Consider the following 24,564-nt stretch of genomic DNA (forward strand, 5'->3'; position numbering starts at 1 on the left):
TCACTGGCCTTGCCCTGGCCGAGCGCGTAATCTCGCGCCATGCCACACATCGCCTACCTGTTCTGCATCCTGCTGCTCGCCTGCCTGAGCCCGTTGGCGCAGGGCGAACGGCTGCGCCTGGTCAGCGACGACTGGGCGCCTTATGTGTATCAGGATGCGGGGCAGGCAAAAGGCATCGACTACGAAGTCACCACCGAAGTGTTCAAACGCTTGGGTGTCGAGGTGGAATGGCTGTTCATGCCCTGGAAGCGATGCCTGGCCATGGTCGAGCAGGGCCAGGCCGACGGCGTGATGGACATCTTCATGGTCGACTCGCGCAAGGCCTACCTGATCTACCCGCTGGAACCCATGTCGGACGTCGAGTTCGTGCTGTACCAATCCAGCCGCCGCCGCCATGTCATCAGCCAGCTGAGCGACCTGAGCAACCTGACCGTGGGCACCTCGCCAGGCTATGCCTACGGCGCCGAATTCAACGAAGCCTCCGGCTTTCGTAGAGAGTCAGCACCCAGCCATGAAGCCAATTTTGGCAAACTGGCGCTCGGGCGCATCGATTTGCTGGTCACTGATCGCCTGGTCGGGCGCTATTTGCGCCGACAGCTCGGCCTTGAGCAGCAGGTCGAGGAACTCCCTTTGCTGATCAGCCAGCAGGCGCAATACCTGGGCCTGGCGCGCAAACCTGGCCGCGAGGCGCTGGCCCAGGCCTTTACCGAAGAGCTGCGGCGCTTCAAGCAGGAGCCCGCATTCCTGGCGATAATCGAACGCTACATCGGCGACCCCGGCCATCTTCCTGACGCCGTTGAGCAGCAGGAAAGCAGCACGCCGCGATAGCTCTGTTATACTCGGGCCTTCCCGCCCGGCTCACGCCCGGACGCTCGGCCTCGCAACAGGCATCCCGATCGGCATCGACGCCCCCTTGGCGTCCACCCTCCGTTTTCCGGATGTGCAGTGAAAGCCCAGCTGGACCGGACGCGATCGCATCCCTCCGATGCCCGTCGCGCCAGGCAGAACATCCCTACGGGCCCAGCCCACACGAGAACAGGATTGCCCATGTCCTTTGCTTCCCTCGGTCTCTCCGAGGCTCTTGTCCGCGCTATCGAGGCTGCGGGCTACACCCAGCCGACTCCGGTGCAACAGCGGGCGATTCCCGCCGTGTTGCAAGGCCGCGACCTTATGGTTGCCGCACAGACAGGTACTGGTAAAACCGGCGGCTTCGCCTTGCCGATCCTTGAGCGTTTGTTCCCGGCAGGCCACCCCGACAAATCCCAGCGCCACGGCCCACGCCAACCGCGCGTGCTGGTTCTGACCCCGACCCGCGAACTGGCGGCTCAGGTGCATGACAGTTTCAAGGTGTATGCCCGCGACCTGCCGCTGGTCAGCGCCTGCATCTTCGGCGGGGTTGGCATGAACCCGCAGATCCAGGCCATTGCCAAGGGCGTCGACGTCCTGGTGGCCTGCCCGGGGCGCCTGCTCGACCTGGCCGGTCAAGGCAAGGTCGACCTGGCCCACGTTGAAATCCTGGTCCTGGACGAAGCTGACCGCATGCTCGACATGGGCTTCATCCATGACGTCAAGAAGGTCCTTTCGCGCCTGCCGGCCAAGCGCCAGAACCTGCTGTTCTCCGCGACCTTCTCCAAAGACATCACCGACCTGGCCGACAAGCTCCTGCACAACCCGGAGCGCATCGAGGTTACCCCGCCGAACACCACGGTCGAACGTATCGAGCAGCGCGTCTACCGCCTGCCAGCCAGCCACAAGCGCGCGCTGCTGGCGCACCTGATCACGCTGGGTGCGTGGGAACAGGTGCTGGTATTCACCCGTACCAAGCACGGCGCCAACCGCCTGGCAGAGTACCTGGAAAAACACGGCCTGAGCGCCGCTGCGATCCACGGCAACAAGAGCCAGAACGCCCGCACCAAGGCCCTGGCCGATTTCAAGGCCAACAGCGTGCGCGTGCTGGTCGCCACCGACATTGCCGCCCGTGGTCTGGACATCGACCAACTGCCTCACGTAGTCAACTTCGAGCTGCCTAACGTCGAAGAAGATTACGTCCACCGCATCGGCCGTACCGGTCGTGCCGGTCGTTCGGGCGAGGCCATTTCCATGGTCGCGCCGGATGAAGAGAAGCTGCTCAAGAGCATCGAGCGGGTCACCAAGCAGCGGATCCCGGATGGCGACTGGATGGGCTTCGATGCCAGCCAAGTCGAAGCCGAAAAGCCTGAAGTGCGCGAGCGCCAGCAGAACAACGGCCGTGGTGGCCGCAATCAGCAGGCACGTGGCGAAGGCGGCAAAGACGCCAACGGGGGCCGCAAGGACAAGGGCAAGGATAAAGGCAAGGCCAAGCCGCAGGCTGCGGACAAGCCGGCCGACAAGGAAAAGAACGGCGACAAGCAACAGCAGCCTCGCAAGCCGCGTGACAAGAAGCCGCGCCAGCAGCAACAGCAGCAGGCCAGCAGCAACAGCGCACCGAAAGTACCGGCCAACCGCAACCCGGAAGAGTTCCTAGACGACGAAATCGACAATTTCGGTAACCGCGCCGACTATGTCAGCCCGTACCAGGGCAAGAACCAAGGCCGCAATCGCCGTCCAGGTGGTGGTGCCGGCCAAGGTCAGGGTCAAGGCAGTGGCCAGCGCAGCAACGCTGGCGGCCAGGGCCAACCCCGCAATGGCGGCCAGCCACGCAGTGGTGGCAGCGCCGGTGGCGAAAAACGCCCGCCCCGCGCCAACAACGGTGGCGGTGCCCGTCGCGATGGCGGCGCTGGCCGTAGTCGTCCGGCCCGTGACGATGCTGCCCGGCAAGAGCCGGCAGGGCGCAACCCGCGCCAGCCGGAAAAACAGCCGGTGATCATTCGCAAGGAGTCCAAGCTCGACCGTTTCCCGACACCTGAGCAACTGGATGATCTGCCGAGCCGCCCGCGCGGTGAGCGCCCGGCGCTGCTGACCCGCAAGGGCTGATAGCTGTTATGAAAAAGCCGCCTGACTGGGCGGCTTTTATGCACTTGGGAGCTCGCAAATCGGCCCATAGGGGAGCCTGGTACCTGTCATTTTTGCCAGTAGCCTCGCTATCGCAAACGGAAGAGACTGATTACTCACACCTCTGAGGTTGGCCATCATGGATTCCAAAGAAGCTATCGTGATAGCAGGCTCCCCAAGTCAAAAATGGCAATGCGGCACTTGTGCGAACAGCGTGCAGGACAGTAAAGCTCACCTGCATCAAACAGATCAAAACACTCCATATTCCGACACCCTGTTCTTTACTAGCTTATCGCTCAGGATAGGGAAGACCGTTGACGTGCGTGGCTCAACCTCAGCGAGCAGTGGCGTTGTTGAACTATTGTCCGACGGCACATGGAAAGGCATCGGCAGCGTCACCTCAGACGGCACGTTTCACAACGATGAAGTCCCGCCGACGTATCTGGTGGACAAAAATATTTATGCCCGCGTCAGAAACAACGGTTTTACTTCACGAATGCTATGTGCAACAGATGCGTTCGTCCATCCGCGCTGCATTTCTGTACACACAACCGCAAGCAAAGCTGAAGATCAAAATTTTTACAACTGGAACATACAATGGGCGGACTATCAACCTAGCGGCTACTGGGTACCGCCCGAGACTCTTTTCACTGTTTGGGTGATTGGTAATGATGTTAAGGGCTTTGTCTGTATCGGGACCCAGGGCCTTGCGGAGAAAAAAAAGAGGGACACACAGACCGAGAACATGCTTGAGTTTGCGTTGGCGAAAGGGCAAAACATCTTCAACTCCGGCCCGAATGGCGGTGCGCTTCATTTTCGCAACAACGGTTCAAATGACTTTAGAGTTTTACTGGGCCCTCAAACCCAACCCATCCCTTACTTTATACTCGGCCAGACCCCCCATGACGACTGGCACCGCATGCTTGAAAAAAGCGACCCAATGACCCAGGTGGAGCTTGTCGGAAATCGCGTGGTCATAGCCGCGTACGCTGACACTTACCGACAATATGCCCCTGTAAATGTCGATGAGATTGTAAGGTCTCATGAGAAAGTTCTGGAAATCGAGGCTGAGGCCGCAGGCCTTGATGGTTCCTCGCTCATTCACAGCAAGAGCAACATGTGGATCTACGCGGTGGAGTCGACGTCATCCGTTAGCCCACACGCGAGCACGGGTTACATTGCTCTCCCTCATGGAACTGACCCAAACAATGCGTACATGTATTCATTGGTAGGTGGCCAGGCACACCAGCGCTGGGTAGCCTTGCACGAGTACGGTCACCATTTTCAATCGCGAATGAACAGCGTTTCTCCTATGTTCAATGAAGTGAGCGTGAATATTTATGCATCGGCGGTTGCCCGTAAGCACAAAAACGATCACGTCGATCATTTTCGCCAACTATGGCCAGCAATCAAAAAGTGGTTGGCTAAACCCCGCGAGGAGAAGGAGTTCCTGGAAGCTCCTGACCACTATGCGCTCTTTGAACAATTGCGCGTGGAATACGGCACGCGCTTTCTGACCGATTGGACTCGTACTATCCGAGAAAACCCGCCTGCGAAAAATACTCTAATCACACTTACTTCGTCGCTATGCAAGGCCGCCAGATTTAATCTGGCCAACTTTTTTGCTGATTGGGGAGTCATCAAAGAACGCGATGAGACTTGGCAGGCGCTGGAAGCGCTAGACTTGCCACTGTCCCCCACTGGGCTGATCGACCACGAACCCTACACCGGGCTTTCTGATAACCCATGAAGTAAAAACGCCGCCCCACAGGGGCGGCGCTCATTTACATCAGAGCAGGGCCAATTACTTCTGCTTCACACCTTCAACACTGATATCCAGGTCCAGGGTCTGCGACGTTGCACCCGGGCCCTTGATGCCGAAGTCGTTCAGGTTGAGGGTGGTGGTGGCGTTGAAACCAGCACGCTCGCCGCCCCACGGGTCCTTGCCTTCACCGTTGAAGGTGGCCTTGAAGGTGACGGGCTTGGTCACGCCGTGCAGGGTCAGGTCACCAGTTACGTCGGCGGTCTTGTCACCGGTCGATTTGACAGCGGTAGACACGAACTTGGCGTCTGGATACTTCTTCACATCCAGGAAGTCGGCGCTGGCGATGTGCTTGTCACGCTCGGCGTGGTTCGACCACAGGCTGGCGGTTTTCAGGTCGACACTGATTTTACTGGCTTCAGGCTTTGCGCTGTCCCAGGTAAAGGCGCCATCGAAGTCCTTGAAGGTACCGTGGATGAAGCTGTAGCCCAGGTGGCTGATCTTCCAGTCGACGAACGCGTGCTGGCCTTCCTTGTCGATCTTGTAATCGGCTGCCATGGCCTGGCCAGCGGAGAACAGGGCGGTACCGAGCGCCAGAGCGGCAAAAGTCTTTTTCAACATCCTTTCTATTCCTTGCAATTGAGGTTGAGAGTCAAGCTTTGCGGCCCAGCATACGGCTCAGGGTCGCGTCACGGTCGATGAAATGATGCTTGAGCGCGGCAAGGCCGTGGAGCACGGCGAAAATCACCACGCCCCAGGCCAGCCACAGATGGATCACGCCAGCCAGGTCCGCCTGGTCGGGCAGGTCGCTGATCAGCGCTGGCACTTCGAACAGGCCGAACACCGGGATACCGACACCGTCGGCGGTGGAAATCAGGTAGCCGGCGATCATCACCGCAAACAGGCCCAGGTACAGCGCCAGGTGCCCCAGCTTGGCCGCCACGCGGGTAGCTGCCCCGTGGTTGGCCGGTGCCGGTGGTGGTGGGCTGATGAAGCGCCACAGCACACGCAACAGCATCACTGCCAACAATACCAGGCCGATGCTCTTGTGCAGGTCTGGGCCGGATTTGCGCCAAGGGCTGTAGTAGTCGAGCCCGACCATCCACAGGCCCAGGCCGAACAGGCCGAAGACTGCCAGCGCCACGCCCCAGTGCAGGACAATGCTGACCGCGCCATAGCGAGAAGGTGAGTTGCGCAGTTGCATGATGACGTGTTTCCCCGTGAAAGCTGTGCACAGACTAACGCGTAACGTATCGAATAAAAGCTGAAAAAATTGCTTTGGATTATCGACAAATCCGATAGTTAGTGTGCGAGTTTGCTATTAAGGAAACATTAACGATAGCGGGTAATTCTAGGTTGTCAGCTGCGGCCCTATCGTCGGCAAACCGGCGATAGGGCCAGTACAGGCATCACATCAGTTCGCTTTGGCCTGGGTGTTGGCCACGGCTTTCTTCGTAGGCTCCGATTTGGCGGTAGCCTTCTTGGCCTCGACAGGCTTGTGCGCTTGCTTCGCCGCCGGCTTGTGCGCTGGCGCATGCTTGGCCGGTGCTGCCTTGTTGGCCGCAGGCTTGGCAGGCTCTTGCTTGGCGACCGTTGCCGGTACCACAGGCGCCGGAGCGGCTACAGGAGCGGGCGCCGGCGCCACTTCTTCGGCCTTGGCAATTGGCGCAGTCTGCACCTCTGGCTTGTCCGCACCGCCGAACATACGCGAGAAGAACCCTGGCTTGTCCTGCTTGGCGTCTTCAGCCTTCACCGGTTCAGCCTTGGCAGGGGCCTTGTCGGCTTTATCACCTTTGTCGGACGAGCCGCCAAACATGTTCGAGAAGAATCCGCCCTTGTCTTTGCTCGCCGCAGCACCCGCCGCCGCTGCCGCCGCGATCGGCACAGCCTTGGCCGGGTCGAACGACTTGCCGGCCAGCAGGTCCTGCACCTGGCTGGCGGCGCGTTGGCCGCTGCGCAGGGCGCCTTCCAGGGTGCCAGGGTAGAGCGCATCGGTGTGTTCGCCGGCAAAGGTTATGCGTTGTACCGGGCGCTCCCACAAGCGCCAGTACTTGCTGATCTGCCCCGGCCCGTACGCCAGGTAGGCACCGCCAGTACCGGCGTCGGTGCTGTAGCGCTTGACCTCGTAGCCGGTGAACGCACCGCGGGCCTGTGGATAGAACGCATGCAGGCGGATCAATACCTGGTCGACCATCTGCTTGTCGCCAAATGCCTGCAACAGGCGGGCATTGTCACCCGACAGGTTGATCACCACGTTGGCGCCACCCTTGAGCGCCGGTTCGATCCACAGCATGCCCAGGCCTGCGTTGCTGAAAATTTCTCCAGACATGCGCGAGCGGCTTTCCCACACTGGCTGCTTGAACTTGAGCATCAGCTGGTCGCGCCAGCCATAGTTGGTACCCTTCAGTGCCGCAACGTGCTGGGTGTCCAGGCCGGGGGTCATCTGGATCTTGGCCAGCGCCCGCAGGGGCACGGCCATGACCAGGTAATCGGCCTGGTAGCTGGTGCTGCCGACCTTGACCGTTACTCCATCCTTGTCCTGCACGATGGCGGTGACCGGCGAGCTGGTCTTGATGGTTTTCAGCTGTTTGACGAAGGCTTGGGCCAGCACCGGGCTGCCGCCAGGCAGGCGCGCTGCACGCAGGTCACGGTCGCTGACGCCGCGGTAGACGCGGTTCTGCTGGGCGAAGTACAGCAGCGACAGGCGCGACGGTTCATCGTAGCGGCTACGAATCTGCTGGTTGACCAGCTGTCGCGCGGTGCTCGGCAGCTGCAGCTTGTCGAGCCAGGTGGACACGTTCATCTGGTCAAGGGCAAAAAGCGTGCTGGTAGCCTGCGGCTTGAGCGGGTCATCGATCGAACGGGCCAGGTCGTCGAGGGTTTTTTCGTAACGCTTGAGCGCCTCGGCGGTGGCCGGCTGTTTGGTGGCCAGATCGCTGGCGCTGAAGTACTCACCGTCGATCAGGTAACCCGGCGTACGCACGAACTCCGGCGCCGGCAGTGTTTCCAGCTTGAAGCGGTCGAGGTACTGGTTGAGCACCGGCTGGGCCTTGCTGTTGCCGATCCACTCGCTGGTGGCCAGGCCCGAACGGCCGCCCATGCCCGACTTGGCTTCCAGCAAAGTCACCTGCCAGCCCTTGTCCTGCAGTTCGTAGGCAGCGGTCAGGCCTGCCAGGCCGCCACCCACCACGATTGCCGAAGGTGCCTTGTCCTTCGCCAGCGCGGCGCCGCTGGACACACCGATCAATACCAACGCGCACAGGCGCACCCAAGCAGCAGCCATGATGGCGAACTCCGAGTTGACGTTACAGAAATGGGAAGAGGCAGGAATGCCCCGAGAGACTATGCGTTAAGAATACGTCAGGTCTGGGCACCCTGCCACCACAGCGACATCAAGTGCCTTTGGCAACTGGCATTTTTGCCAGTAGCCAAGGCTCCCGCGCCTGCGCAATGCTGCTGCACGGTAGCCAAAATTCCGACAAAAGGAGCCGCGCATGATCTATGAGGAGCATTTCGCACAGGTCGAACGGCAGTTCCTCTGGTACAAACAGACGCTGCGTACGCCATCAGGCTTGAGTATCCGCTCGAACGGCACTTCCTGGACGGGCTTTCATGAAGCCTTCAAGGGTGAGGATGGCACGGAGTTGGTGATCGGCGAGCACAGTGACGTGGAGATCGCCTTCAGCCAGGAAGTCGAGAACCTACGCCTCGAATACTACGTGGTCAGCGATCAGCACTTCGAAGATGTGCAATTGCTGCTGGACACCGATGGTTACGACATCGACCCCTTCGCCCCGGCCCCGCGCAATTTCTACTGGCTCACGCTTTCGGGCAGCGGGTATACCGAGTTCATGCCCGGCCCGATCTCTACACAACCGTACCATCAGCTGCTGGCCGGGCCGTTTCGGCGCCTGACCATTTCCACTTCACAAGCCGGCACCGTCCACATTCGCAAGCTCGAATGGACCCGCACCTGCCGCCATTGAGCCGCAGCGGTTGTTCTACCTCCCGGCATTGCTTAGGCTTACGCGGTCAAACCAAGCCGTAACGCCAGGAGAAGCGCCGATGGGCCTCAATGATCAGTGGATGCAGCGTGACCTCAAGGTCCTGTGGCACCCCTGCACCCAGATGAAAGACCACGAGCAGCTGCCGCTGATCCCGATCAAGCGCGGCGAAGGGGTGTGGCTCGAGGACTTCGAAGGCAAGCGCTACCTGGATGCGGTCAGCAGCTGGTGGGTCAATGTGTTCGGCCACGCCAACCCACGCATCAACCAGCGCATAAAGGACCAGGTCGACCAGCTCGAGCATGTGATCTTGGCAGGCTTCAGCCACCAGCCGGTGATCGAGCTGTCCGAACGCCTGGTTGCCATGACGCCGGCCGGGCTGGATAGGGTGTTCTACGCCGACAATGGCTCTTCGTGCATCGAAGTGGCGCTGAAGATGAGCTTCCACTACTGGCTGAACATCGGTAAACCGTCAAAAAAACGCTTCGTCACCCTGACCAACAGCTACCACGGCGAGACCATTGCGGCGATGTCGGTGGGCGACGTGCCGCTGTTCACCGAAACCTACAAGGCGTTGCTGCTCGACACCATCAAGGTGCCTAGCCCTGACTGCTACCTGCGCCCGGAGGGCATGGGTTGGGAAGAACATTCGCGCAACATGTTCCAGGCCATGGAACAGACCCTGGCCGAGCATCACGAAACCATCGCCGCAGTGATCATCGAGCCCTTGATCCAAGGCGCCGGCGGCATGCGCATGTACCACCCGGTCTACCTCAAGCTGCTGCGCGAGGCCTGCGACCGTTATGGCGTGCACCTGATTCACGATGAAATCGCCGTCGGCTTCGGCCGCACCGGCACGATGTTCGCGTGTGAGCAGGCTGGCATCCGCCCCGACTTCCTGTGCCTGTCCAAGGCGCTGACCGGCGGTTACCTGCCGCTGGCCGCTTGCCTGACCACCGACACGGTGTACCAGGCGTTCTACGATGACTACCCGACCCTGCGCGCGTTCCTCCACTCGCACAGCTATACCGGTAACCCGCTTGCGTGCGCAGCTGCGTTGGCGACCCTAGACATCTTCGAGCAGGACAACGTGATCGAGGCCAACAAGGCGTTGTCTGCGCGCATGGCCAGCGCCACGGCGCACCTGGCCGATCATGCCCATGTCGCGGAAATCCGCCAGACCGGCATGGCCCTGGCGATCGAGATGGTCCAGGGCAAGGCCGGCAAAGTCGCCTACCCGTGGCAGGAGCGCCGTGGCCTGAAGGTGTTCGAGCATGCCCTGACCCGCGGTGCGTTGCTGCGCCCGCTGGGCAGCGTGGTGTACTTCCTGCCGCCTTACGTGATTACCCCGGAACAGATCGACTTCCTCGCCGAAGTTGCCACTGAAGGCATCGATATCGCGACCCGGGACAGCGTCAGTGTCGCCGTGCCAGCCAACTTCCACCCGGATTTCCGCGATCCGGGCTGACCGAACAGCCATCGCACTGCCTTGCAGGAGCGGCCTTGTGCCGTGAAAGGGCTGCGTAGCAGGCCCAAGGGTTCAGCATCGCTGCGACACTAACGGGGCCGCTTTGCGGCCCTTTCGCGACACAAGGCCGCTCCCACAGGGACGATGTTCAACCTTCTTTCCGAGCAGAACCATGAGACTGTCCCGCTTCTTTATCGACGCCCCCCTGAGCCTTGGCGAGCACGACCTGCCCGAGGCCCAGGCCCACTACATTGGCCGCGTATTGCGCATGGCCGCCGGCGATGCCGTGCAACTGTTCGACGGCAGTGGCCAGGAATACCTCGGCCAGCTGCTGGAAGTGGGCAAGAAAACCGTGCGCGTCAGCCTCGATCAGGCCCTCGCCGGCCAAGCCGAGTCGTCGCTGCACATCCACCTCGGTCAGGGCCTGTCCCGTGGCGAGCGCATGGATTGGGCGATTCAGAAGGCCACCGAATTGGGCGCCAACGAAATCACGCCGATCGTCAGCGAGCGCTGCGAAGTGCGCCTGAAAGACGAGCGTGCCGACAAACGCCTGGCCCACTGGCGCCAGGTAGCAATCAGCGCCTGTGAGCAGTGCGGTCGTTCGACCTTGCCAGTGATCCACCCGCCCGTAAGCCTGGCGGATTGGATCAAAAACAGCGACGCCGACCTCAAGCTGGTGCTGCACCCAGTTGCCGAGCCGCTGACCAGCCATGAAAAGCCGGCACGCCTGGCCTTTCTCGTCGGCCCCGAAGGCGGCCTGAGCGATACCGAGGTCGAGCAGGCCAAGGGCGCCGGCTTCCACGCCGCCCGCCTTGGCCCGCGCGTACTGCGGACCGAAACCGCGCCGGTGGTGGCGCTGTCGGTGGCGCAGCAGTTGTGGGGGGATTTCTCGTAGGGCATGACGGGGGCGGTGAGATCGATCGCCGCCCCACCGCGCAAACATCTAACGCACGTAAAGCGACACCGCGACGAAGTGCATCAAGCTGCCGGCAATCACGAACAGGTGCCAGATGCCATGCCAATGGCGGAAGCGGCTGTCGAACGCGAAGAAGATGATGCCCACCGTGTAGAACACCCCGCCGGCCGCCAACCAGGCGAAGCCAGCGGTGCCAAGGCTGTGCAGCAGCGGCTTGACTGCCACCAGGACGATCCAGCCCATCACCGCGTAGATGATGATCGACAAAACCCGCGCCTCGGAGCGCGGCTTGATTTCCTGGAGCATACCTAGCACCGCCAGCCCCCAGACCACCCCGAACAGGCTCCAGCCCCAGGGCCCGCGCAGGCTGACCAGGCAGAACGGCGTGTAGCTGCCGGCAATCAGCAGGTAGATCGACAGGTGATCGAGCTTGCGCATGATCACCTTCGCCCGGCCGCGGGTGCTGTGGTAGAGAGTCGAGATGCTGTAAAGCAGCAGCAATGTGCCGCCGTAGATGGAGAAACTGACGATCTTCCAGGGGTCGCCCTGCAGGCCTGCGACGACGATCAGCCAGATGGCACCGATGCCGGCCAGAATGGCACCGACCAGGTGGGTCCAAGCGTTGAAACGTTCACCGTAATACATGCAAACACAGACCTCCTTGGCTGGGCTGGGTTCCTCATTGTGACAGTGGTGTACCTGTGGGAGCGGGCTTGCCCCGCGAAAAGGCCAGCCGCAGCACCATCCTACCCAAGCACAGGTTGCAGTTGCGCGTCCCGCACCAGCCTTTCCAGCCCGATCAGGTCCGGCACCCGTGCCACCTGCTCGCCCACCTGCACCGCCGCCAGCTCCAGGCTACCCAGCGCCACATCCACATAGTTGAGCTGGCTGTCGAGCTTGCACGAGCGCGGAATGTCCTGCAGCAGCACCGCCAGGTAACGCAGGCCGGTATCCCCGAGCGCGTTCAACACGACGATACGCGCCCGCTCGCCGCACGGTGTCTCTGTGCCACAAGCCGCCTCGAAACCGATCAGCGGCAGGTGCTGCTGGCGCCAGTCGATCCACCCCAGGTGCCAGCTCGGCTCGCCGCGCTGGCACACCAGGTTGCGCTGGCCAATCAGTTCGGCCACGGCGACATTGGGCAGCACCAGCGTGCGGTCGCCCAACGGCAGCAGCAAACCGGTCAGGCTGCTGCGCTGGCCTGAGATCAGTTCAAGCATGGGTCTGGCTCCAGTGGGCGATGCTCTGCAGCAGCACCGACTCCTGATAGGGTTTGCCCAGGTAGTCGTTGACACCGATGGCCATGGCCCGGTCGCGGTGCTTCTGCCCGGTGCGCGAAGTGATCATGATGATGGGGAGGTCTTTAAGACGTTGGTCACGGCGAATACGGGCGGCCACTTCAAAGCCGTCCATACGCGGCATTTCGATGTCCAGCAGCAACACGTCCGGGCGGTGCTCTTCCAGCAAGGCCATGGCGTCGACACCGTCCTTGGCCGTCAGCACGCTCATGCCATGGCGCTCCAGCAGGCGGCTGGTGACCTTGCGCACGGTCACCGAGTCGTCCACCACCATCACCAGCAACGCCCTGCGCGGTGCCGGCCCGAACAGCGTGCGCTGTACCCCGCTACCGCCCGGCAAGCGCGCCAGGCGCCGTTGCTGGCCGCGCAGCTGGCCGAGCAGATCAAGAATCAGCACCACCCGGCCATCACCGAGCAAGGTGGCGCCCGACAGCCCCGCGACAGCCGCGAACTGGGGGCCAAGGCTTTTCACCACGATCTCGCGGCTGGGCGACAGGCTGTCGACCTGAATGGCGAACGACTGCTCCTGGGAGTGCACCAGCAGCACCGGCAACGGCACGCTCTGGCCCAGCAGGCTGGGGCGTGGCAAGCCTTGCAGCAGCTCACCCAGGTAGCGCAATTCGTACGTGTGGCCGGCATAAACATAATGGGGCACGTCGTGCTGGTAGCAGGCGGCCAGCTCGGCTGGCGGCACGCGGACGATGCCCTCGATGGTGTTGAGCGGGATGGCGTACTGCTCTTCGCCCAGGTGCACCATCACCGCGCGGTTGATCGACACGGTGAACGGCAGTCGGATCAGGAAGCGTGCACCCTTGCCCGGGGCCGACTCGATACTCATCGAGCCACCCAGCTGTTTGACCTCCTCGTGTACCACGTCCATGCCAAGGCCACGCCCGGAAATCTGAGTGATCTTCTCGGCAGTGGAAAAGCCCGGGCGCAAGATGAATTGCAGGATCTCGTGGTCGCTCAGGTGTGCCTGCGGATCCAGCAAGCCACGTTTGATCGCCTTGCGCCGCACAGCCTCCAGCGGCACGCCGGCGCCATCGTCGGTCATCTCGATGACGATATCGGCGCCCTCATGCAGCAAATTCAGGTGGATGGTGCCCAACTCGGGCTTGCCGGCCGCCAGGCGCGCCTCACGCGTTTCCAGGCCATGGTCGACGGCATTGCGCAACATGTGCTCGAGCGGCGCCACCATGCGCTCGAGCACACTGCGGTCGAGCTCGCCCTCGGCATTGCCGACCACCAGCTCGACCTGCTTGCCCAGCTCGCTGGCCACCTGGCGCACCACCCGCTGCAGGCGCGGCACCAGGCGCTCGAACGGCACCATCAAGGTCGCGGTCAGGCCTTCCTGCAACTGGCTGTTCACCCTCGCCTGCTGTTGCAGCAGGCTATGGGCCTCCTGCGCGCGCTGGGCCAGGGTCTCTTTCAGGTCGAGCAGGTCGGATGCCGATTCGAACAGCGCCCGAGACAATTGCTGCAACTGCGAATGGCGGTCCATTTCCAGCGGGTCGAAGTCTTCGTAGGCGTCACCCTCGAACGGCTGGCGGCTGCTGATGCGCCCTTGGGTTTCCATGTCCAGGCGCAGCAGTTGGTCGCGCATGCGCTCCAGCGTGGTTTCCATCTCGTTCAGGGCAAACTGCGCATCGTTGACTTGTTGTTCGATACGCCCGCGGATGACCGAGTGCTCGCCGGCCAGGTTGCCGAGGTCGTCGAGCAGTTCGGCATCCACCTTGACCATGTCGCCAGGCGCCCGCTCCGGGGCAGCAGCAGCCACTTCGGCGGGCGCGGCTTCGGCCTGGGCCTGCCCCGCAGCGCTGTCGGTCAGGGCGGCGCTGCTGAAGTTACGGATGTAGTCGATCAGCGCGGTGGCGGCATGCAGCGGCTGGCCCAGGCGCACGGCATCGAGCATGTGCGCCAGGCGGTCATGGCAATTTTGCAACAGGGCGAACAACGGCGCACTCGGCGGCAAACGCCCAGCGGCCAGCAGTTCGTAAAGAAACTCCAGCTCGTGGGCCAGGTCGCCGATGGCGGCGATCTCGACCATCCGTGCGCCGCCCTTGAGCGTGTGCAGGTCACGCAGCAGGTTGTCCACTTCAACGCTGCTGCGCGGGTCGGCCTGCCAGCGCGCCAGGGCCGCGCCGGCGCTTTCGACGATGTCCGAGCTTTCTTCGAGGAAGACTTCCAGCAGTTCCTTGTCACCCGGGTTATCGGCCTCTTCGGCCGGCTCCAGGGGGGCATCGAGCACAGTGACCGACCCGGGTGCCACCAGGCCTGTGGCATCGGGCGCCAAAGCTCCGTCGAGCAACTTGCGCAGGCCATCGGTGCAGTCTGGCCGGGCGGTCAGCTCCTGGCCAGCCGCAACCTCGTCAAGCATGTCGAGGAGCACCTCGTGGGCCTGACGGGCCTGGGCGAAGAAACGCGCATCAGCAGCCAGGCTGCCCTCTTCCACTGCGCCGTAGAGGTCCAGCAGCGCTTCGCAGACGTCGTCCATTTGCCACAGGTCGGCCAGGTGCGCACCGTGGCAGAGGGTGGTCAGTTCATCGAGCAAGGTGTCCAGCGACTGGCGCTGCCCCGGTTGCTCCTGCCAGCGCGACAGCAACGACTCGGCGTCCAACAGGATGTCCATGGCCTGGGCCAGGAAGTTTGTGATCAATTGCGGGTCGCGCTTGCCCCGGCGCGCCTGCAGCGGCTCGTCATGCACGCTGGCAAGCCGCGCGTCCACCGCCTCGCCGACCTGCTCGATCAGCTCGGCCGCACCGGGTATGGCGGCCAACGGCGTGCTGCCCAATTGCGCCAACCCCGCTTCAAACAAAGCCCGCGCCGCTTCCAGCCATTCGATTTCGGCCACCTGCAACGGGAACTGGTGGCCCCGGTACTCGCGCACCAGGCGGTCGAAGGCAGTCGCCAGCTCGGCGATCGGTAACACGCCAGCCATCGCCGCGCTGCCTTTGAGCGTGTGCAGGGCGCGCTGCAGGCCATCGCTGACGACGGTGCCCTGGCCATCGGCGGCCTGCAGAAATGCGTCCAGGCTGGCCAGGTGGCCCTGGGCTTCATTGCGAAAGATGTCCAGCAACAGCGGGTCGAGGCCATCGATCTCGGCACTGGCCGGGGCATCGTTTTCCGCCAGTGCATGCAGGTGGCTCGCCAACTGCTCGATCTCGGTCACCTGGGGCATCTGGCCGGCAGCAAAGTCGGCCAGCAGGTCGGGCAGGTGCACTACTACCTGCTGCAAGGCCACCACGCCTTCCGGGGCCAGCGTCATGCGCCCCTCCAGCACTCGGTTGAGCAGATGCTCGCCGCCCCAGGCCAGTTCGGCGACCGCCTGGGCATGGACCATGCGGCCACTGCCTTTGAGCGTATGCAGGTCGCGGCGCACCTCCAGCAAGGCATCGCGCAGGGTATTGTCGGCACGCCAGCGCAACCAGTGCCGCTCGATCTCCGGCAGCAACTCGCCGGCTTCCTCAAGGAACACCTCGCGCAGTTCGTCATCGATGCCGTCGGTGCTGCCGTCCTGCTCAAAGCCGGCGTCACCGTGCGAGCACTGCACGCCCAGCGCCGACAAGCTTGCGCGGGCCATGTCGAGGAAAGGCTGGCCATCGGCCAGCGGGTCGGCAACCCGCCATTGCAGGTAGCACTCGCTGGCACTGAGGGCATCAGCCAGGTGGTTCAGCTCGTCCGCTGGCGGCTCCACGTCAAGATGTTGCAGCCAGCGCTGCACATAGCCCGCACAGCCGGCGAACACTTCGGCAGCCGCTGGCAGCATCAGCATCGCCAGCGCACCTCGCACCTGCTGCAGCAGGCCCGGCAAGGGCTGCAGGCGCTGGCGCGGCCAGTCGGACTCAAGGCAATCGCCGATCAGGTCCTTGGCTTGCTGCAGCACGTTTAGCGATTCGTTCAGCACCAGCTGGCGAATTTCGGCCAGGTCCGAACCGGGCAGGCCGCCCTGCCCGCCTTCCTCCAGCGGGCCGACCATGCCATTGAGGCTTGCCTCCACGTACAGCAAGGCGCCTGCGACATCCATGAGCACCGCGTCATTTGCCGCACGTTCGCCCTGGGCCACGGCTTGCAAGGCCAGCACCTGGTCGACGATCACCCGCCGTGGCTGCTGAAAGCCCAGGACCGCGAGGGTATCGGCAACATGGCGCAAGGGTGACAGCAGGCTGTCCAGCTGCTCGCTGTGCTGGCGATCACCCCGCACGAACTGGTCCAGGCGCTCCTTGATGCGCATCAGGTCATCGCACAAGGCGCTGATTACCGAGCGCAAGGCATCACGCCCGGGCCCTGCCTGGATCTGATCACGCCAGTTGCCCAACGACAGGTCGAGGTTGGCCAGGTCGTCGGAGCCTGCAAAGCGCTGGGCTGCGCCGCTGATCAAGCTACCCTGGGCCAACGGCTCGACACCTCGGCAGGCGCGCAACTGGTTGAGCAACGGCAGCATCACCAGAGGCAGGTCATGCCGCGCCCCACGCAGCCGCTCCAGGTACGACGGCAGTTGCTCCAGGCCACGGAACAGCGGCCCCAGGCAGTCACCGCGCGGGCTGACATGGCCCTCGGCAATGGCCCTGGCCAACAGCTCCAGCTCTTCGGCCAGGCGCGTGGCACCGCGCAGTTCGAGCATGCGCAGGCAGCCATGCACCTGGTGCAGGTTGTCCACCACGAACCCTAGCAAGGACAAGTCGTCGGTCGCGCCGGCAAAGCGCTCCAGGGCTTGGCGCGCCTGGCCCAGGCAGTCGAGGATGGCCGCCCGCGTCCAGGCCAGGGCCACGGTATCGTGGCGTTCGGGGCTTACGGCTGCAGCCATGACCATTCCTTAGCGCCGCTCGGCCGGTGCTGGCAAAGTAAACCCGGACACCGAGCGGCGCATCTCGCTGGCCATCCGCGCCAGGTGGCGAATGCTGTCGGCGGTGGCCCCGGAGCCGGCGGAGGTTTGCGCGGTGATCTGCTGGATGACCGCCATGGTGTGGGAAATCTGCCCTGCAGAGGATGTCTGCAACTGGGCGGCATCCGAGATGCTGTGGATAAGTTCGGCGAGGTTTTGCGAAACCCCTTCGATTTCGGCCAGCGCCACCCCGGCGTCCTGCGCCAGCCGCGCGCCACGCACCACTTCGGCGGTGGTCTGCTCCATGGAAATCACCGCCTCGTTGGTGTCGGCCTGGATGGTCCGCACCAGCGCTTCGATCTGCCGCGTCGCCGAGGATGAGCGCTCCGCAAGGCGCTGGACTTCATCGGCAACCACGGCAAAGCCGCGCCCGGCCTCCCCCGCCAACGAGGCCTGGATAGCCGCGTTGAGGGCAAGAATGTTGGTCTGGTCGGCAATGTCGTCGATCAGGCTGACGATGTCGCCGATCTCTTGGGAAGACTCACCCAGGCGCTTGATCCGCTTGGCGGTGTCCTGAATCTGCTCGCGGATGTTGTCCATGCCGTTGATCGTGTTATGCACCACCTCATTGCCCTTGTTGGCAATCGCCACAGAACGCTCGGCCACCTTGGCCGACTCGTAGGCATGCGCCGAAACCCGGTCGATCGACTCGACCATGTCGCCCACCGCCTCCGACGCCTCGCTGATCTGATCGGCCTGGTGCTCCGAGGCCTTGGCCAGCTGGCGGGCGGTGTTCTGCGTGTCCTGCACCGCTGCAGCCACTTGCTCGGCGCTGTGGTTGATGGTGGCCACCAGGTCGCGCAACTGGTCCACGGAATAGTTGATCGAGTCGGCAATGGCCCCGGTAAAGTCTTCGGTCACCGACACCGTCACGGTCAGGTCGCCGTCGGCCAGCTCTTCGATTTCGTCGAGCAGGCGCATGATCGCCTGCTGGTTGCGCTCGTTCTTCTCGGCGGTTTCGTGCAACTGCCGGTGGGTGGCGCGCACCATTACCAGGCCGATCAGGATGATCGAGGCCAGCGCCAGCAGGCCCAGCACATAACCACCCACAGTATCCAGCGTGCGCCCGGCGGCCAGGTTCTCGAAGCCATTGGCCAGGTGCGAGGCTTCATCGAGCAGGGTTTGCGACAGGCTGAAGATGTTGCCGGCCGCTTCGCGCACGCGGAACAGCTCCGGCGAGGTTTCGAGGATTTCATCGACCGAGCCTGCGACAAACTGGAACAGCTCGGCGATTTCGGCCAGCCGGGCACGGGCGTCGGCATCCTCGACGCGGGTTACCTGGATGGCCGGGTTGCCCGCCAGCATGCCTTCGAGCACCTGGCCAAACCGGCTGGCATCACGGCCGAAGGTGTCGGCGGCCTGCGCTGCTGTGTCGTCGCCGGCCAGCACGGTGTTGACCGACCCCAGTATGCGCTCGGCAAGCAGCAACTGCCGTTGTGCCACAACCACCTGGCTGGCCGGAGCACCGCTCTGCAGCAGGATCTCAACCACCTTCTCGTATTCCACCTGCAGCTGCGGCACGGTTTCGGCCAGGGTCGCCGCCACCTGGTGTAGCGACAATACAGTCTGTTCACTGGCAAGAATGGTGTCGGTGTTCTTGCGCAGGTTTTCCCAGTCTTGGCGTACCGCTTCCATTTCATCCTTTACGGCGGCCGGCGCCGCTGGCAGGCCGGTGGACTTGTCACCTTCACGCAGGTAGCTCCAACGCCGCTCGAAATCGTTGCGCGCATCCGACAGCAACTTGAAGGCCAAGGCCTTGCCAGCCGCAGCCTCGGTGGCGTTCTTGGCAATGCGCTGGGACAGCACGCGCAGTTCACCGGCGTGGCCGATGTACTGCTTGTCGTGGTTGGACTGGGTATTGAGGTAAGCGAAGTTGGCGAACAGCAGGATGATCGACAGGATCAGCACCACGAACAGCACGGTGATCTGCGCGATGCTGCGCGTGCGCGGGGTCATGCTGGTGGAGGCGACATTGGTGGCCGGCTTGTTCACGTTCGAAAGTCCTATAGCGCCACGTCTAGAAAGCCCGGCGCCTGGCACAGGGCGAAGGGGCTGAAGATCGCCCAGTTGCGTTCACGCGGGAAATGCCCCTGGACGAACCTCGCGGCGGCGCGAATCAACGGCTGTGGCGGCGCCAGCTCCAGGGTATCCAGGGCAAAGTGCTGCAGGCCCAGCACCTCGTCGACCAGCAGGCCGACGAACAGGTCCTCGTGGTCCAGCACCAGCACCCGCCGCTGCTTGCCCGGGGCCGCCGGGCCGAGGCCGAGAAAACTGCTCAGGTCCATGACCGGCAGCAACCGGCCGCGCAGGTTGGCCACCCCGCAGACCCATGGTTGCACCCCCGGCACACGGCTGCTGCGCGGCTCGCGCGACACCTCGGCCACCTCACCCATCGGCGCGACGAACCACTGCCCGGCAATGCGAAAACCGATACCGCTCCATTGTTGCAGGCGGGTGTCCTGCAGCGGCTGGTCGGCCACCAGCAGGCGGCAGCGCCGGTCGATGTCCAGCAACAGCTCGAAGGCGGTCAGAGACGCGCCTTGGGGGCGGGTGGTCAAGCGCCCAGTACTTCTTTGAGCTTGGCGATCAACGCGTCTTCTTCCACGGGTTTGGTCAAGAAGTCGCGAGCGCCCTGCCGCGTGGCCCAGATCCGGTCGGTTTCCTGGTCCTTGGTGGTTACCACCACCACGGGGATGGCGCTGGTTTCCGGGTCCTTGCTCAGCTGGCGGGTGGCCTGGAAGCCGTTCATGCCAGGCATGACGATGTCCATCAGCACCGCATCCGGTTTTTCCTGGCGGGCCAGGGCCACACCGTCGGCGCCGTTGCTGGCCTTGAGCACTTGGTGGCCATGCTTCTCGAGCCATTCGGTCAATCTGTACATCTCTGTCGGCGAGTCGTCGACAATCAGAACTCGGGCCATGCTGTTTCCCCATCAGGAAAAAAAGGCCGTGCCACCTCGGGCGCGGTCAGGGTGCGTGTTGTTCGTGCGCAACGAAACCGGGCACATGGGCCCTGATCGCGTCGAGCAGTTCTTCCTTGCTGAATGGTTTGGTCAGGAACTGGTCAGAGCCGACCACCCGCCCGCGGGCCTTGTCGAACAGGCCATCGCGTGACGACAGGAGAATCACCGGGATGTCCTTGAAGGCACTGTTGTGCTTGATCACCGCACAGGTTTGATAGCCATCAAGGCGGGGCATCAGCACGTCGACGAAAATGATCTGCGGCTGGTGGTCGACGATCTTGGCCAGGGCATCGAAACCATCGCTGGCGGTAATCACCTCACAGCCCGCTTCGCCGAGCAACATCTGCGCGGTGCGGCGGATCGTGCGGGAATCGTCGATCACCATCACCTTCAGGGGCTGTTCCATAAGTCGCGCTACCATCGCTGCACAGTGTGGGCTGCAAGGCACTGATGGCTTGCAGCTTGAAGCTGAGGGCATTTTTAGCACACTCCGGGGGCCCGTTCCATCTGCCGCCCCCTTGACCCGCGGCGCTCACAGCGCCACCCTGAGCCACTTTTCTTTCGATTCACCGCGGCCACGGGCCGCCAAGAGGAACCACCCCATGAGCGTTCGCCTCGGCATTGTCATGGACCCGATCGCGTCCATCTCCTACAAGAAGGACAGCTCGCTGGCCATGCTGCTGGCCGCCCAGGCCCGCGGCTGGAGCCTGTTCTACATGGAGCAGCGCGACCTGTACCAGGGCGAAGGCAAGGCCCGCGCGCGCATGCGCCCATTGAAAGTGTTTGCCGACCCGGCGCGCTGGTTCGAGCTGGGCGACGAACAGGACAGCACCCTGGCCGAGCTGGACGTGATCCTGATGCGCAAGGACCCGCCGTTCGACATGGAGTTCGTCTACAGCACTTACCTGCTGGAACAGGCCGAGGCCGAAGGCGTGCTGGTGGTCAACCGCCCGCAGAGCCTGCGCGATTGCAACGAAAAACTGTTCGCCACGCTGTTCCCGCAGTGCACACCCCCGACCCTGGTCAGCCGCCGCCCGGACATCATTCGGGAATTTGCAGCCAAGCACGGCGATGTGATCCTCAAGCCGCTGGACGGCATGGGCGGCACGTCGATCTTCCGCCACCGGGTTGGCGACCCCAACCTGTCGGTGATCCTCGAAACCCTGACCGCACTCGGCGCCCAGCAGATCATGGCCCAGGCCTACCTGCCGGCGATCAAGGACGGCGACAAGCGCATCCTGATGATCGACGGCGAGCCGGTCGACTACTGCCTGGCGCGCATCCCGGCCAGCGGCGAAACCCGCGGCAACCTGGCCGCCGGTGGCCGTGGCGAAGCACGCCCGCTGAGCGAGCGTGACCGCTGGATCGCTGCCCAGGTCGGCCCGACCCTGCGTGAAAAGGGCCTGCTGTTCGTCGGCCTGGACGTGATCGGCGACTACCTCACCGAAATCAACGTCACCAGCCCGACCTGCATTCGCGAGATCGATGCCGCCTACAACACCGATATCGGCGGCAAACTGATGGATGCCATTGATCGCCAGCTGAAGGCGCGCTGACCGCCGACGCGAAGCAAAAGCGCGGAGTGGGGTATGATGCCAGTCCTTTTCGACTGAGCTGCTGCCCCGCCCTGCGGTTGCTGGATACCTGATGACGCTGCCCGCCGACATCCCTGCCGACCTGCTGCCACCCCGCGTTCGCCCGGTGGACCGGCTTGGCTTTACCCTTTTCCTGGCTGCCCTGGTGCACCTGGCGCTGATCCTCGGGGTCGGTTTCAGCGTGGTCAAACCGGCTGAAATCCGCCAGACCATGGATATCACGCTGGCCACCTTCAAAAGCGAGAAGGCACCCGAGAAGGCCGATTACCAGGCACAGGCCAACCAGCAGGGCAGCGGCACCCTGGAAAAAAAGGCGGTGCCCACCACCACCGAGGTCGCGCCGTTCCAGGACAGCAAGATCAACAAGGTCACCCCACCTCCCGCGGCCAAGCCCGAAGTTGTGCCGCCGCCTGCGCCGCAGAAGTCTGCCGTGGCTACCCAGGCGCCCAAGGCGCAGAAGGTCGAGCCCAAGCCCAAGGCAAGCAAACCGCAGCCAAAGCCGGCAGCGGCCACGCCTGATTTCGACAGCTCGCAGCTGTCGAGCCAGATCGCAAGCCTTGAGGCCGAGCTGTCCAACGAACAGCAGATGTACGCCAAACGCCCGCGTATCCACCGGCTGAACGCGGCGTCGACCATGCGCGACAAGGGCGCCTGGTACAAGGAAGAGTGGCGCAAGAAAGTCGAGCGGGTGGGCAACCTCAACTACCCCGACGAAGCGCGCCGGCAGCAGATTTACGGCAACTTGCGGATGATGGTGTCGATCAACCGCGATGGCTCTTTGTATGAGGTATTGGTGCTGGAGTCGTCCGGCCAGCCGCTGCTGGACCAGGCCGCGCAGCGCATCGTGCGGCTGGCCGCGCCGTTTGCGCCGTTTACCGGGGACCTTGCCGAATACGACCGGCTGGAGATTATCCGCACCTGGCGGTTTGCCCGCGGGGATCGGCTTTCCAGTAACTGATTTGCGCTTTCAGGGCCGCTTCGCGCCCCATCGCCGGCAAGCCGGCTCCCACAGGGACCGCGCCGTCCTCAGAATCACCGTTTTACCTGTGGGAGCCGGCTTGCCGGCGATGGGGCGCGAAGCGGCCCTGAATCTGAGCTGCACAGCACCTTGTCAGCCTCGCCACCTGGCGCCACACTATCCCTCATGAAAACCCTCGCCCCGAGCTACCTCAAGCATCAGTTCCTGATCGCCATGCCGCACATGGCCGACCCGAACTTCGCCCAGACCCTCACGTATATCGTCGAGCACAACGCCAATGGCGCCATGGGCCTGGTGGTCAATCGACCTCAGGAGCTGAACCTGGCGGACATTCTCGAGCAGTTGCGCCCGGACGAGGAGCCACCGGCCAGTACCTTGCAAGTGCCCATCTACCAGGGCGGCCCGGTGCAGACCGACCGCGGCTTCGTGCTGCACAGCAGCGAATGCAGCTTCCAGGCCACCGTGGCCCTGGAAGGGTTGTCGCTGACCACATCGCAGGATGTGTTGCTTGCGATTGCCGCAGGGGTCGGCCCCAAACGGAGCCTGATCACACTGGGCTACGCCGGCTGGGAAGCGGGCCAACTGGAAGCAGAACTGGCCGACAACGCTTGGCTCAACTGCCCGTTCGACCCTGACATCCTCTTCGGTATGGCCAGCGAACAGCGCCTGGGCGCCGCCGCCCGCAGCCTGGGCATCAACCTCAGCCTGCTGACCAGCCAGGCGGGCCACGCCTGATGGCTGAACTACGCCTGTTGCTGGGCTTCGACTACGGCAGCAAACAGATCGGCGTGGCCGTCGGCCAGGTAATCACCGGCCAAGCCCGCGAGCTGTGCACCCTCAAGGCGCAAAACGGCGTGCCGGACTGGGCCCAGGTGGAAAAACTGATCACCGAGTGGAAGCCCGATGCCATCGTCGTCGGCCTGCCGCTGAACATGGATGGCACTCCCAGCGAAATGAGCGCCCGCGCCGAAAAGTTCGCCCGCCGTCTCAATGGCCGCTTCAACCTGCCCGTGCACACCCACGACGAACGCCTGACCACCTTCGAGGCCAAGGGCGAGCGCATGGCCCGCGGCGGCCAGCGCGGCAGCTACCGTGACAACCCGGTCGATGCCATCGCCGCTGCCCTGCTGTTGCAAGGCTGGCTGGAGGCCAACACCTAACTTTCCGCTTTGCCGTCGGGCCAACCCGGCGCCCCCCTAGGAGCACGCAATGAGCCTACCCAATCCAGCCGACCTGATCCGGCAGATGGCTGTCGACCTACGCGCCCATCTGGCCCGCCGCGGCATCACCGAACCGCGCTTCATTGGCATCCGCACCGGCGGTGTCTGGGTAGCCCAGGCCTTGCAGCGGGAAATGGCCGACGAAAGCCCGCTGGGCACCCTGGACGTGTCCTTCTACCGCGACGATTTCAGCCAGAACGGCCTGCACCCGCAAGTGCGCCCCTCCGAGCTGCCGTTCGAGGTCGAAGGCCAGCACTTGGTGCTGATCGACGACGTACTGATGAGCGGCCGCACCATCCGCGCCGCACTCAACGAACTGTTCGACTACGGCCGCCCGGCCAGCGTGACGCTGGTTTGCCTGCTGGACCTGGATGCCGGCGAATTGCCGATCCGCCCCAATGTGCTTGGCGCCACCCTGTCGCTGGCCGCCCATGAACGGGTAAAATTGACCGGACCCGCACCGCTCGCCCTCGAGCGCCAGGACCTCGCCACCGCTTCCGCCCTTTAA

Annotated in this window: 21 protein-coding genes; 11 read left to right on the forward strand and 10 right to left on the reverse strand. The window is 63.4% G+C overall.

Translation table 11 applies throughout. From position 1 onward, the window contains the following. Nucleotides 1–39 precede the first annotated feature (39 nt). From ACFY68_RS01020 to ACFY68_RS01030, 3 genes are all read left to right on the forward strand, one after another. Nucleotides 40–828, forward strand: a complete 789-nt coding sequence (locus tag ACFY68_RS01020) for a transporter substrate-binding domain-containing protein (RefSeq protein WP_346615405.1) — start codon at nucleotides 40–42, stop codon at nucleotides 826–828. Between the two features lie 219 nt (nucleotides 829–1,047). Then, entirely contained in the window at nucleotides 1,048–2,952 is a 1,905-nt protein-coding gene (locus tag ACFY68_RS01025) for a DEAD/DEAH box helicase (protein WP_387522641.1), read from the forward strand. A gap of 157 nt (nucleotides 2,953–3,109) precedes the next feature. Further along, nucleotides 3,110–4,720 carry a M60 family metallopeptidase gene (locus ACFY68_RS01030; protein ID WP_387522643.1) on the forward strand — a complete coding sequence of 537 codons (1,611 nt, stop codon included), beginning with the start codon at nucleotides 3,110–3,112 and terminating at the stop codon, nucleotides 4,718–4,720. 54 nt (nucleotides 4,721–4,774) lie between these two features. On the opposite strand, the gene ACFY68_RS01035 is transcribed toward ACFY68_RS01030, so the two are convergent. The 3 genes from ACFY68_RS01035 to ACFY68_RS01045 all read right to left on the reverse strand — a co-directional run bounded on the left by ACFY68_RS01035 (nucleotide 4,775) and on the right by ACFY68_RS01045 (nucleotide 8,015). Beyond that, nucleotides 4,775–5,353 (reverse strand): YceI family protein, encoded by a 579-nt coding sequence (locus tag ACFY68_RS01035; protein WP_387522645.1) that lies wholly within the window; start codon nucleotides 5,351–5,353, stop codon nucleotides 4,775–4,777. Nucleotides 5,354–5,384: 31 nt separating this feature from the next. After that, a complete protein-coding gene (locus tag ACFY68_RS01040) occupies nucleotides 5,385–5,936 on the reverse strand; it encodes a cytochrome b (protein ID WP_387522647.1) in 552 nt (183 codons plus the stop codon). 210 nt (nucleotides 5,937–6,146) lie between these two features. After that, nucleotides 6,147–8,015, reverse strand: a complete 1,869-nt coding sequence (locus ACFY68_RS01045) for an FAD-dependent oxidoreductase (protein ID WP_387522649.1) — start codon at nucleotides 8,013–8,015, stop codon at nucleotides 6,147–6,149. Nucleotides 8,016–8,226: 211 nt separating this feature from the next. Here ACFY68_RS01045 and ACFY68_RS01050 point away from each other — a divergent pair, with 211 nt between their 5' ends. The 3 genes from ACFY68_RS01050 to ACFY68_RS01060 all read left to right on the forward strand — a co-directional run bounded on the left by ACFY68_RS01050 (nucleotide 8,227) and on the right by ACFY68_RS01060 (nucleotide 11,099). Then, nucleotides 8,227–8,718, forward strand: a complete 492-nt coding sequence (locus tag ACFY68_RS01050; RefSeq protein ID WP_387522651.1) for a hypothetical protein — start codon at nucleotides 8,227–8,229, stop codon at nucleotides 8,716–8,718. 79 nt (nucleotides 8,719–8,797) lie between these two features. Beyond that, nucleotides 8,798–10,204 carry an adenosylmethionine--8-amino-7-oxononanoate transaminase gene (locus ACFY68_RS01055; RefSeq protein WP_387522653.1) on the forward strand — a complete coding sequence of 469 codons (1,407 nt, stop codon included), beginning with the start codon at nucleotides 8,798–8,800 and terminating at the stop codon, nucleotides 10,202–10,204. Between the two features lie 172 nt (nucleotides 10,205–10,376). Beyond that, nucleotides 10,377–11,099, forward strand: a complete 723-nt coding sequence (locus tag ACFY68_RS01060) for a 16S rRNA (uracil(1498)-N(3))-methyltransferase (RefSeq protein WP_387522655.1) — start codon at nucleotides 10,377–10,379, stop codon at nucleotides 11,097–11,099. Between the two features lie 48 nt (nucleotides 11,100–11,147). On the opposite strand, the gene ACFY68_RS01065 is transcribed toward ACFY68_RS01060, so the two are convergent. The 7 genes from ACFY68_RS01065 to ACFY68_RS01095 all read right to left on the reverse strand — a co-directional run bounded on the left by ACFY68_RS01065 (nucleotide 11,148) and on the right by ACFY68_RS01095 (nucleotide 20,668). Next, entirely contained in the window at nucleotides 11,148–11,765 is a 618-nt protein-coding gene (locus ACFY68_RS01065) for a hemolysin III family protein (RefSeq protein WP_387522657.1), read from the reverse strand. A gap of 101 nt (nucleotides 11,766–11,866) precedes the next feature. After that, nucleotides 11,867–12,340: a chemotaxis protein CheW gene (locus ACFY68_RS01070; protein ID WP_387522659.1), complete on the reverse strand. Its 474-nt coding sequence runs from the start codon at nucleotides 12,338–12,340 to the stop codon at nucleotides 11,867–11,869. Then, nucleotides 12,333–17,222, reverse strand: a complete 4,890-nt coding sequence (locus ACFY68_RS01075; protein ID WP_387522661.1) for an Hpt domain-containing protein — start codon at nucleotides 17,220–17,222, stop codon at nucleotides 12,333–12,335. The genes ACFY68_RS01070 and ACFY68_RS01075 overlap by 8 nt, the downstream gene beginning before the upstream one ends. Before the next feature lie 9 nt (nucleotides 17,223–17,231). After that, nucleotides 17,232–19,256: a methyl-accepting chemotaxis protein gene (locus ACFY68_RS01080; protein ID WP_346615424.1), complete on the reverse strand. Its 2,025-nt coding sequence runs from the start codon at nucleotides 19,254–19,256 to the stop codon at nucleotides 17,232–17,234. Nucleotides 19,257–19,303: 47 nt separating this feature from the next. Beyond that, nucleotides 19,304–19,858 (reverse strand): chemotaxis protein CheW, encoded by a 555-nt coding sequence (locus ACFY68_RS01085; RefSeq protein WP_346615416.1) that lies wholly within the window; start codon nucleotides 19,856–19,858, stop codon nucleotides 19,304–19,306. Next, nucleotides 19,855–20,220 carry a twitching motility response regulator PilH gene (pilH, locus tag ACFY68_RS01090; RefSeq protein WP_085676684.1) on the reverse strand — a complete coding sequence of 122 codons (366 nt, stop codon included), beginning with the start codon at nucleotides 20,218–20,220 and terminating at the stop codon, nucleotides 19,855–19,857. Before pilH ends, ACFY68_RS01085 begins: the two co-directional genes overlap by 4 nt. Nucleotides 20,221–20,266: 46 nt before the next feature. Continuing rightward, nucleotides 20,267–20,668 carry a PleD family two-component system response regulator gene (locus ACFY68_RS01095; RefSeq protein WP_387522664.1) on the reverse strand — a complete coding sequence of 134 codons (402 nt, stop codon included), beginning with the start codon at nucleotides 20,666–20,668 and terminating at the stop codon, nucleotides 20,267–20,269. A 196-nt stretch (nucleotides 20,669–20,864) separates the two neighbouring features. Between ACFY68_RS01095 and gshB the strand changes: the two genes are divergently transcribed. The 5 genes from gshB to pyrR all read left to right on the forward strand — a co-directional run bounded on the left by gshB (nucleotide 20,865) and on the right by pyrR (nucleotide 24,564). Continuing rightward, complete coding sequence (gshB, locus tag ACFY68_RS01100) at nucleotides 20,865–21,818, forward strand: glutathione synthase (protein WP_346615418.1); 954 nt, start codon at nucleotides 20,865–20,867, stop codon at nucleotides 21,816–21,818. Between the two features lie 91 nt (nucleotides 21,819–21,909). Continuing rightward, nucleotides 21,910–22,815 (forward strand): TonB family protein, encoded by a 906-nt coding sequence (locus ACFY68_RS01105; protein WP_387522666.1) that lies wholly within the window; start codon nucleotides 21,910–21,912, stop codon nucleotides 22,813–22,815. Nucleotides 22,816–23,001: 186 nt separating this feature from the next. Next, nucleotides 23,002–23,571, forward strand: coding sequence for a YqgE/AlgH family protein (locus tag ACFY68_RS01110; protein ID WP_387522668.1), 570 nt, complete (start codon nucleotides 23,002–23,004; stop codon nucleotides 23,569–23,571). Then, the gene (ruvX, locus tag ACFY68_RS01115; protein ID WP_346614066.1) at nucleotides 23,571–23,996 is read left to right on the forward strand and encodes a Holliday junction resolvase RuvX; all 426 of its coding nucleotides are present in this window, start codon (nucleotides 23,571–23,573) and stop codon (nucleotides 23,994–23,996) included. The genes ACFY68_RS01110 and ruvX overlap by 1 nt, the downstream gene beginning before the upstream one ends. Before the next feature lie 49 nt (nucleotides 23,997–24,045). Next, entirely contained in the window at nucleotides 24,046–24,564 is a 519-nt protein-coding gene (pyrR, locus tag ACFY68_RS01120) for a bifunctional pyr operon transcriptional regulator/uracil phosphoribosyltransferase PyrR (RefSeq protein ID WP_387522671.1), read from the forward strand.

Source organism: Pseudomonas sp. NPDC012596 (genome assembly GCF_042902325.1).
Lineage (GTDB): Bacteria > Pseudomonadota > Gammaproteobacteria > Pseudomonadales > Pseudomonadaceae > Aquipseudomonas.

Excerpts from the sequence above, each read along its gene's own strand:
- ACFY68_RS01020 (WP_346615405.1), top strand. The coding sequence starts at position 40 with ATGCCACACATCGCCTACCTGTTCTGCATCCTGCTGCTCGCCTGCCTG.
- ACFY68_RS01025 (WP_387522641.1), top strand. The coding sequence starts at position 1,048 with ATGTCCTTTGCTTCCCTCGGTCTCTCCGAGGCTCTTGTCCGCGCTATC.
- ACFY68_RS01030 (WP_387522643.1), top strand. The coding sequence starts at position 3,110 with ATGGATTCCAAAGAAGCTATCGTGATAGCAGGCTCCCCAAGTCAAAAA.
- ACFY68_RS01035 (WP_387522645.1), bottom strand. The coding sequence starts at position 5,353 with ATGTTGAAAAAGACTTTTGCCGCTCTGGCGCTCGGTACCGCCCTGTTC.
- ACFY68_RS01040 (WP_387522647.1), bottom strand. The coding sequence starts at position 5,936 with ATGCAACTGCGCAACTCACCTTCTCGCTATGGCGCGGTCAGCATTGTC.
- ACFY68_RS01045 (WP_387522649.1), bottom strand. The coding sequence starts at position 8,015 with ATGGCTGCTGCTTGGGTGCGCCTGTGCGCGTTGGTATTGATCGGTGTG.
- ACFY68_RS01050 (WP_387522651.1), top strand. The coding sequence starts at position 8,227 with ATGATCTATGAGGAGCATTTCGCACAGGTCGAACGGCAGTTCCTCTGG.
- ACFY68_RS01055 (WP_387522653.1), top strand. The coding sequence starts at position 8,798 with ATGGGCCTCAATGATCAGTGGATGCAGCGTGACCTCAAGGTCCTGTGG.
- ACFY68_RS01060 (WP_387522655.1), top strand. The coding sequence starts at position 10,377 with ATGAGACTGTCCCGCTTCTTTATCGACGCCCCCCTGAGCCTTGGCGAG.
- ACFY68_RS01065 (WP_387522657.1), bottom strand. The coding sequence starts at position 11,765 with ATGTATTACGGTGAACGTTTCAACGCTTGGACCCACCTGGTCGGTGCC.
- ACFY68_RS01070 (WP_387522659.1), bottom strand. The coding sequence starts at position 12,340 with ATGCTTGAACTGATCTCAGGCCAGCGCAGCAGCCTGACCGGTTTGCTG.
- ACFY68_RS01075 (WP_387522661.1), bottom strand. The coding sequence starts at position 17,222 with ATGGCTGCAGCCGTAAGCCCCGAACGCCACGATACCGTGGCCCTGGCC.
- ACFY68_RS01080 (WP_346615424.1), bottom strand. The coding sequence starts at position 19,256 with ATGACCCCGCGCACGCGCAGCATCGCGCAGATCACCGTGCTGTTCGTG.
- pilH (WP_085676684.1), bottom strand. The coding sequence starts at position 20,220 with ATGGCCCGAGTTCTGATTGTCGACGACTCGCCGACAGAGATGTACAGA.
- ACFY68_RS01095 (WP_387522664.1), bottom strand. The coding sequence starts at position 20,668 with ATGGAACAGCCCCTGAAGGTGATGGTGATCGACGATTCCCGCACGATC.
- gshB (WP_346615418.1), top strand. The coding sequence starts at position 20,865 with ATGAGCGTTCGCCTCGGCATTGTCATGGACCCGATCGCGTCCATCTCC.
- ACFY68_RS01105 (WP_387522666.1), top strand. The coding sequence starts at position 21,910 with ATGACGCTGCCCGCCGACATCCCTGCCGACCTGCTGCCACCCCGCGTT.
- ACFY68_RS01110 (WP_387522668.1), top strand. The coding sequence starts at position 23,002 with ATGAAAACCCTCGCCCCGAGCTACCTCAAGCATCAGTTCCTGATCGCC.
- ruvX (WP_346614066.1), top strand. The coding sequence starts at position 23,571 with ATGGCTGAACTACGCCTGTTGCTGGGCTTCGACTACGGCAGCAAACAG.
- pyrR (WP_387522671.1), top strand. The coding sequence starts at position 24,046 with ATGAGCCTACCCAATCCAGCCGACCTGATCCGGCAGATGGCTGTCGAC.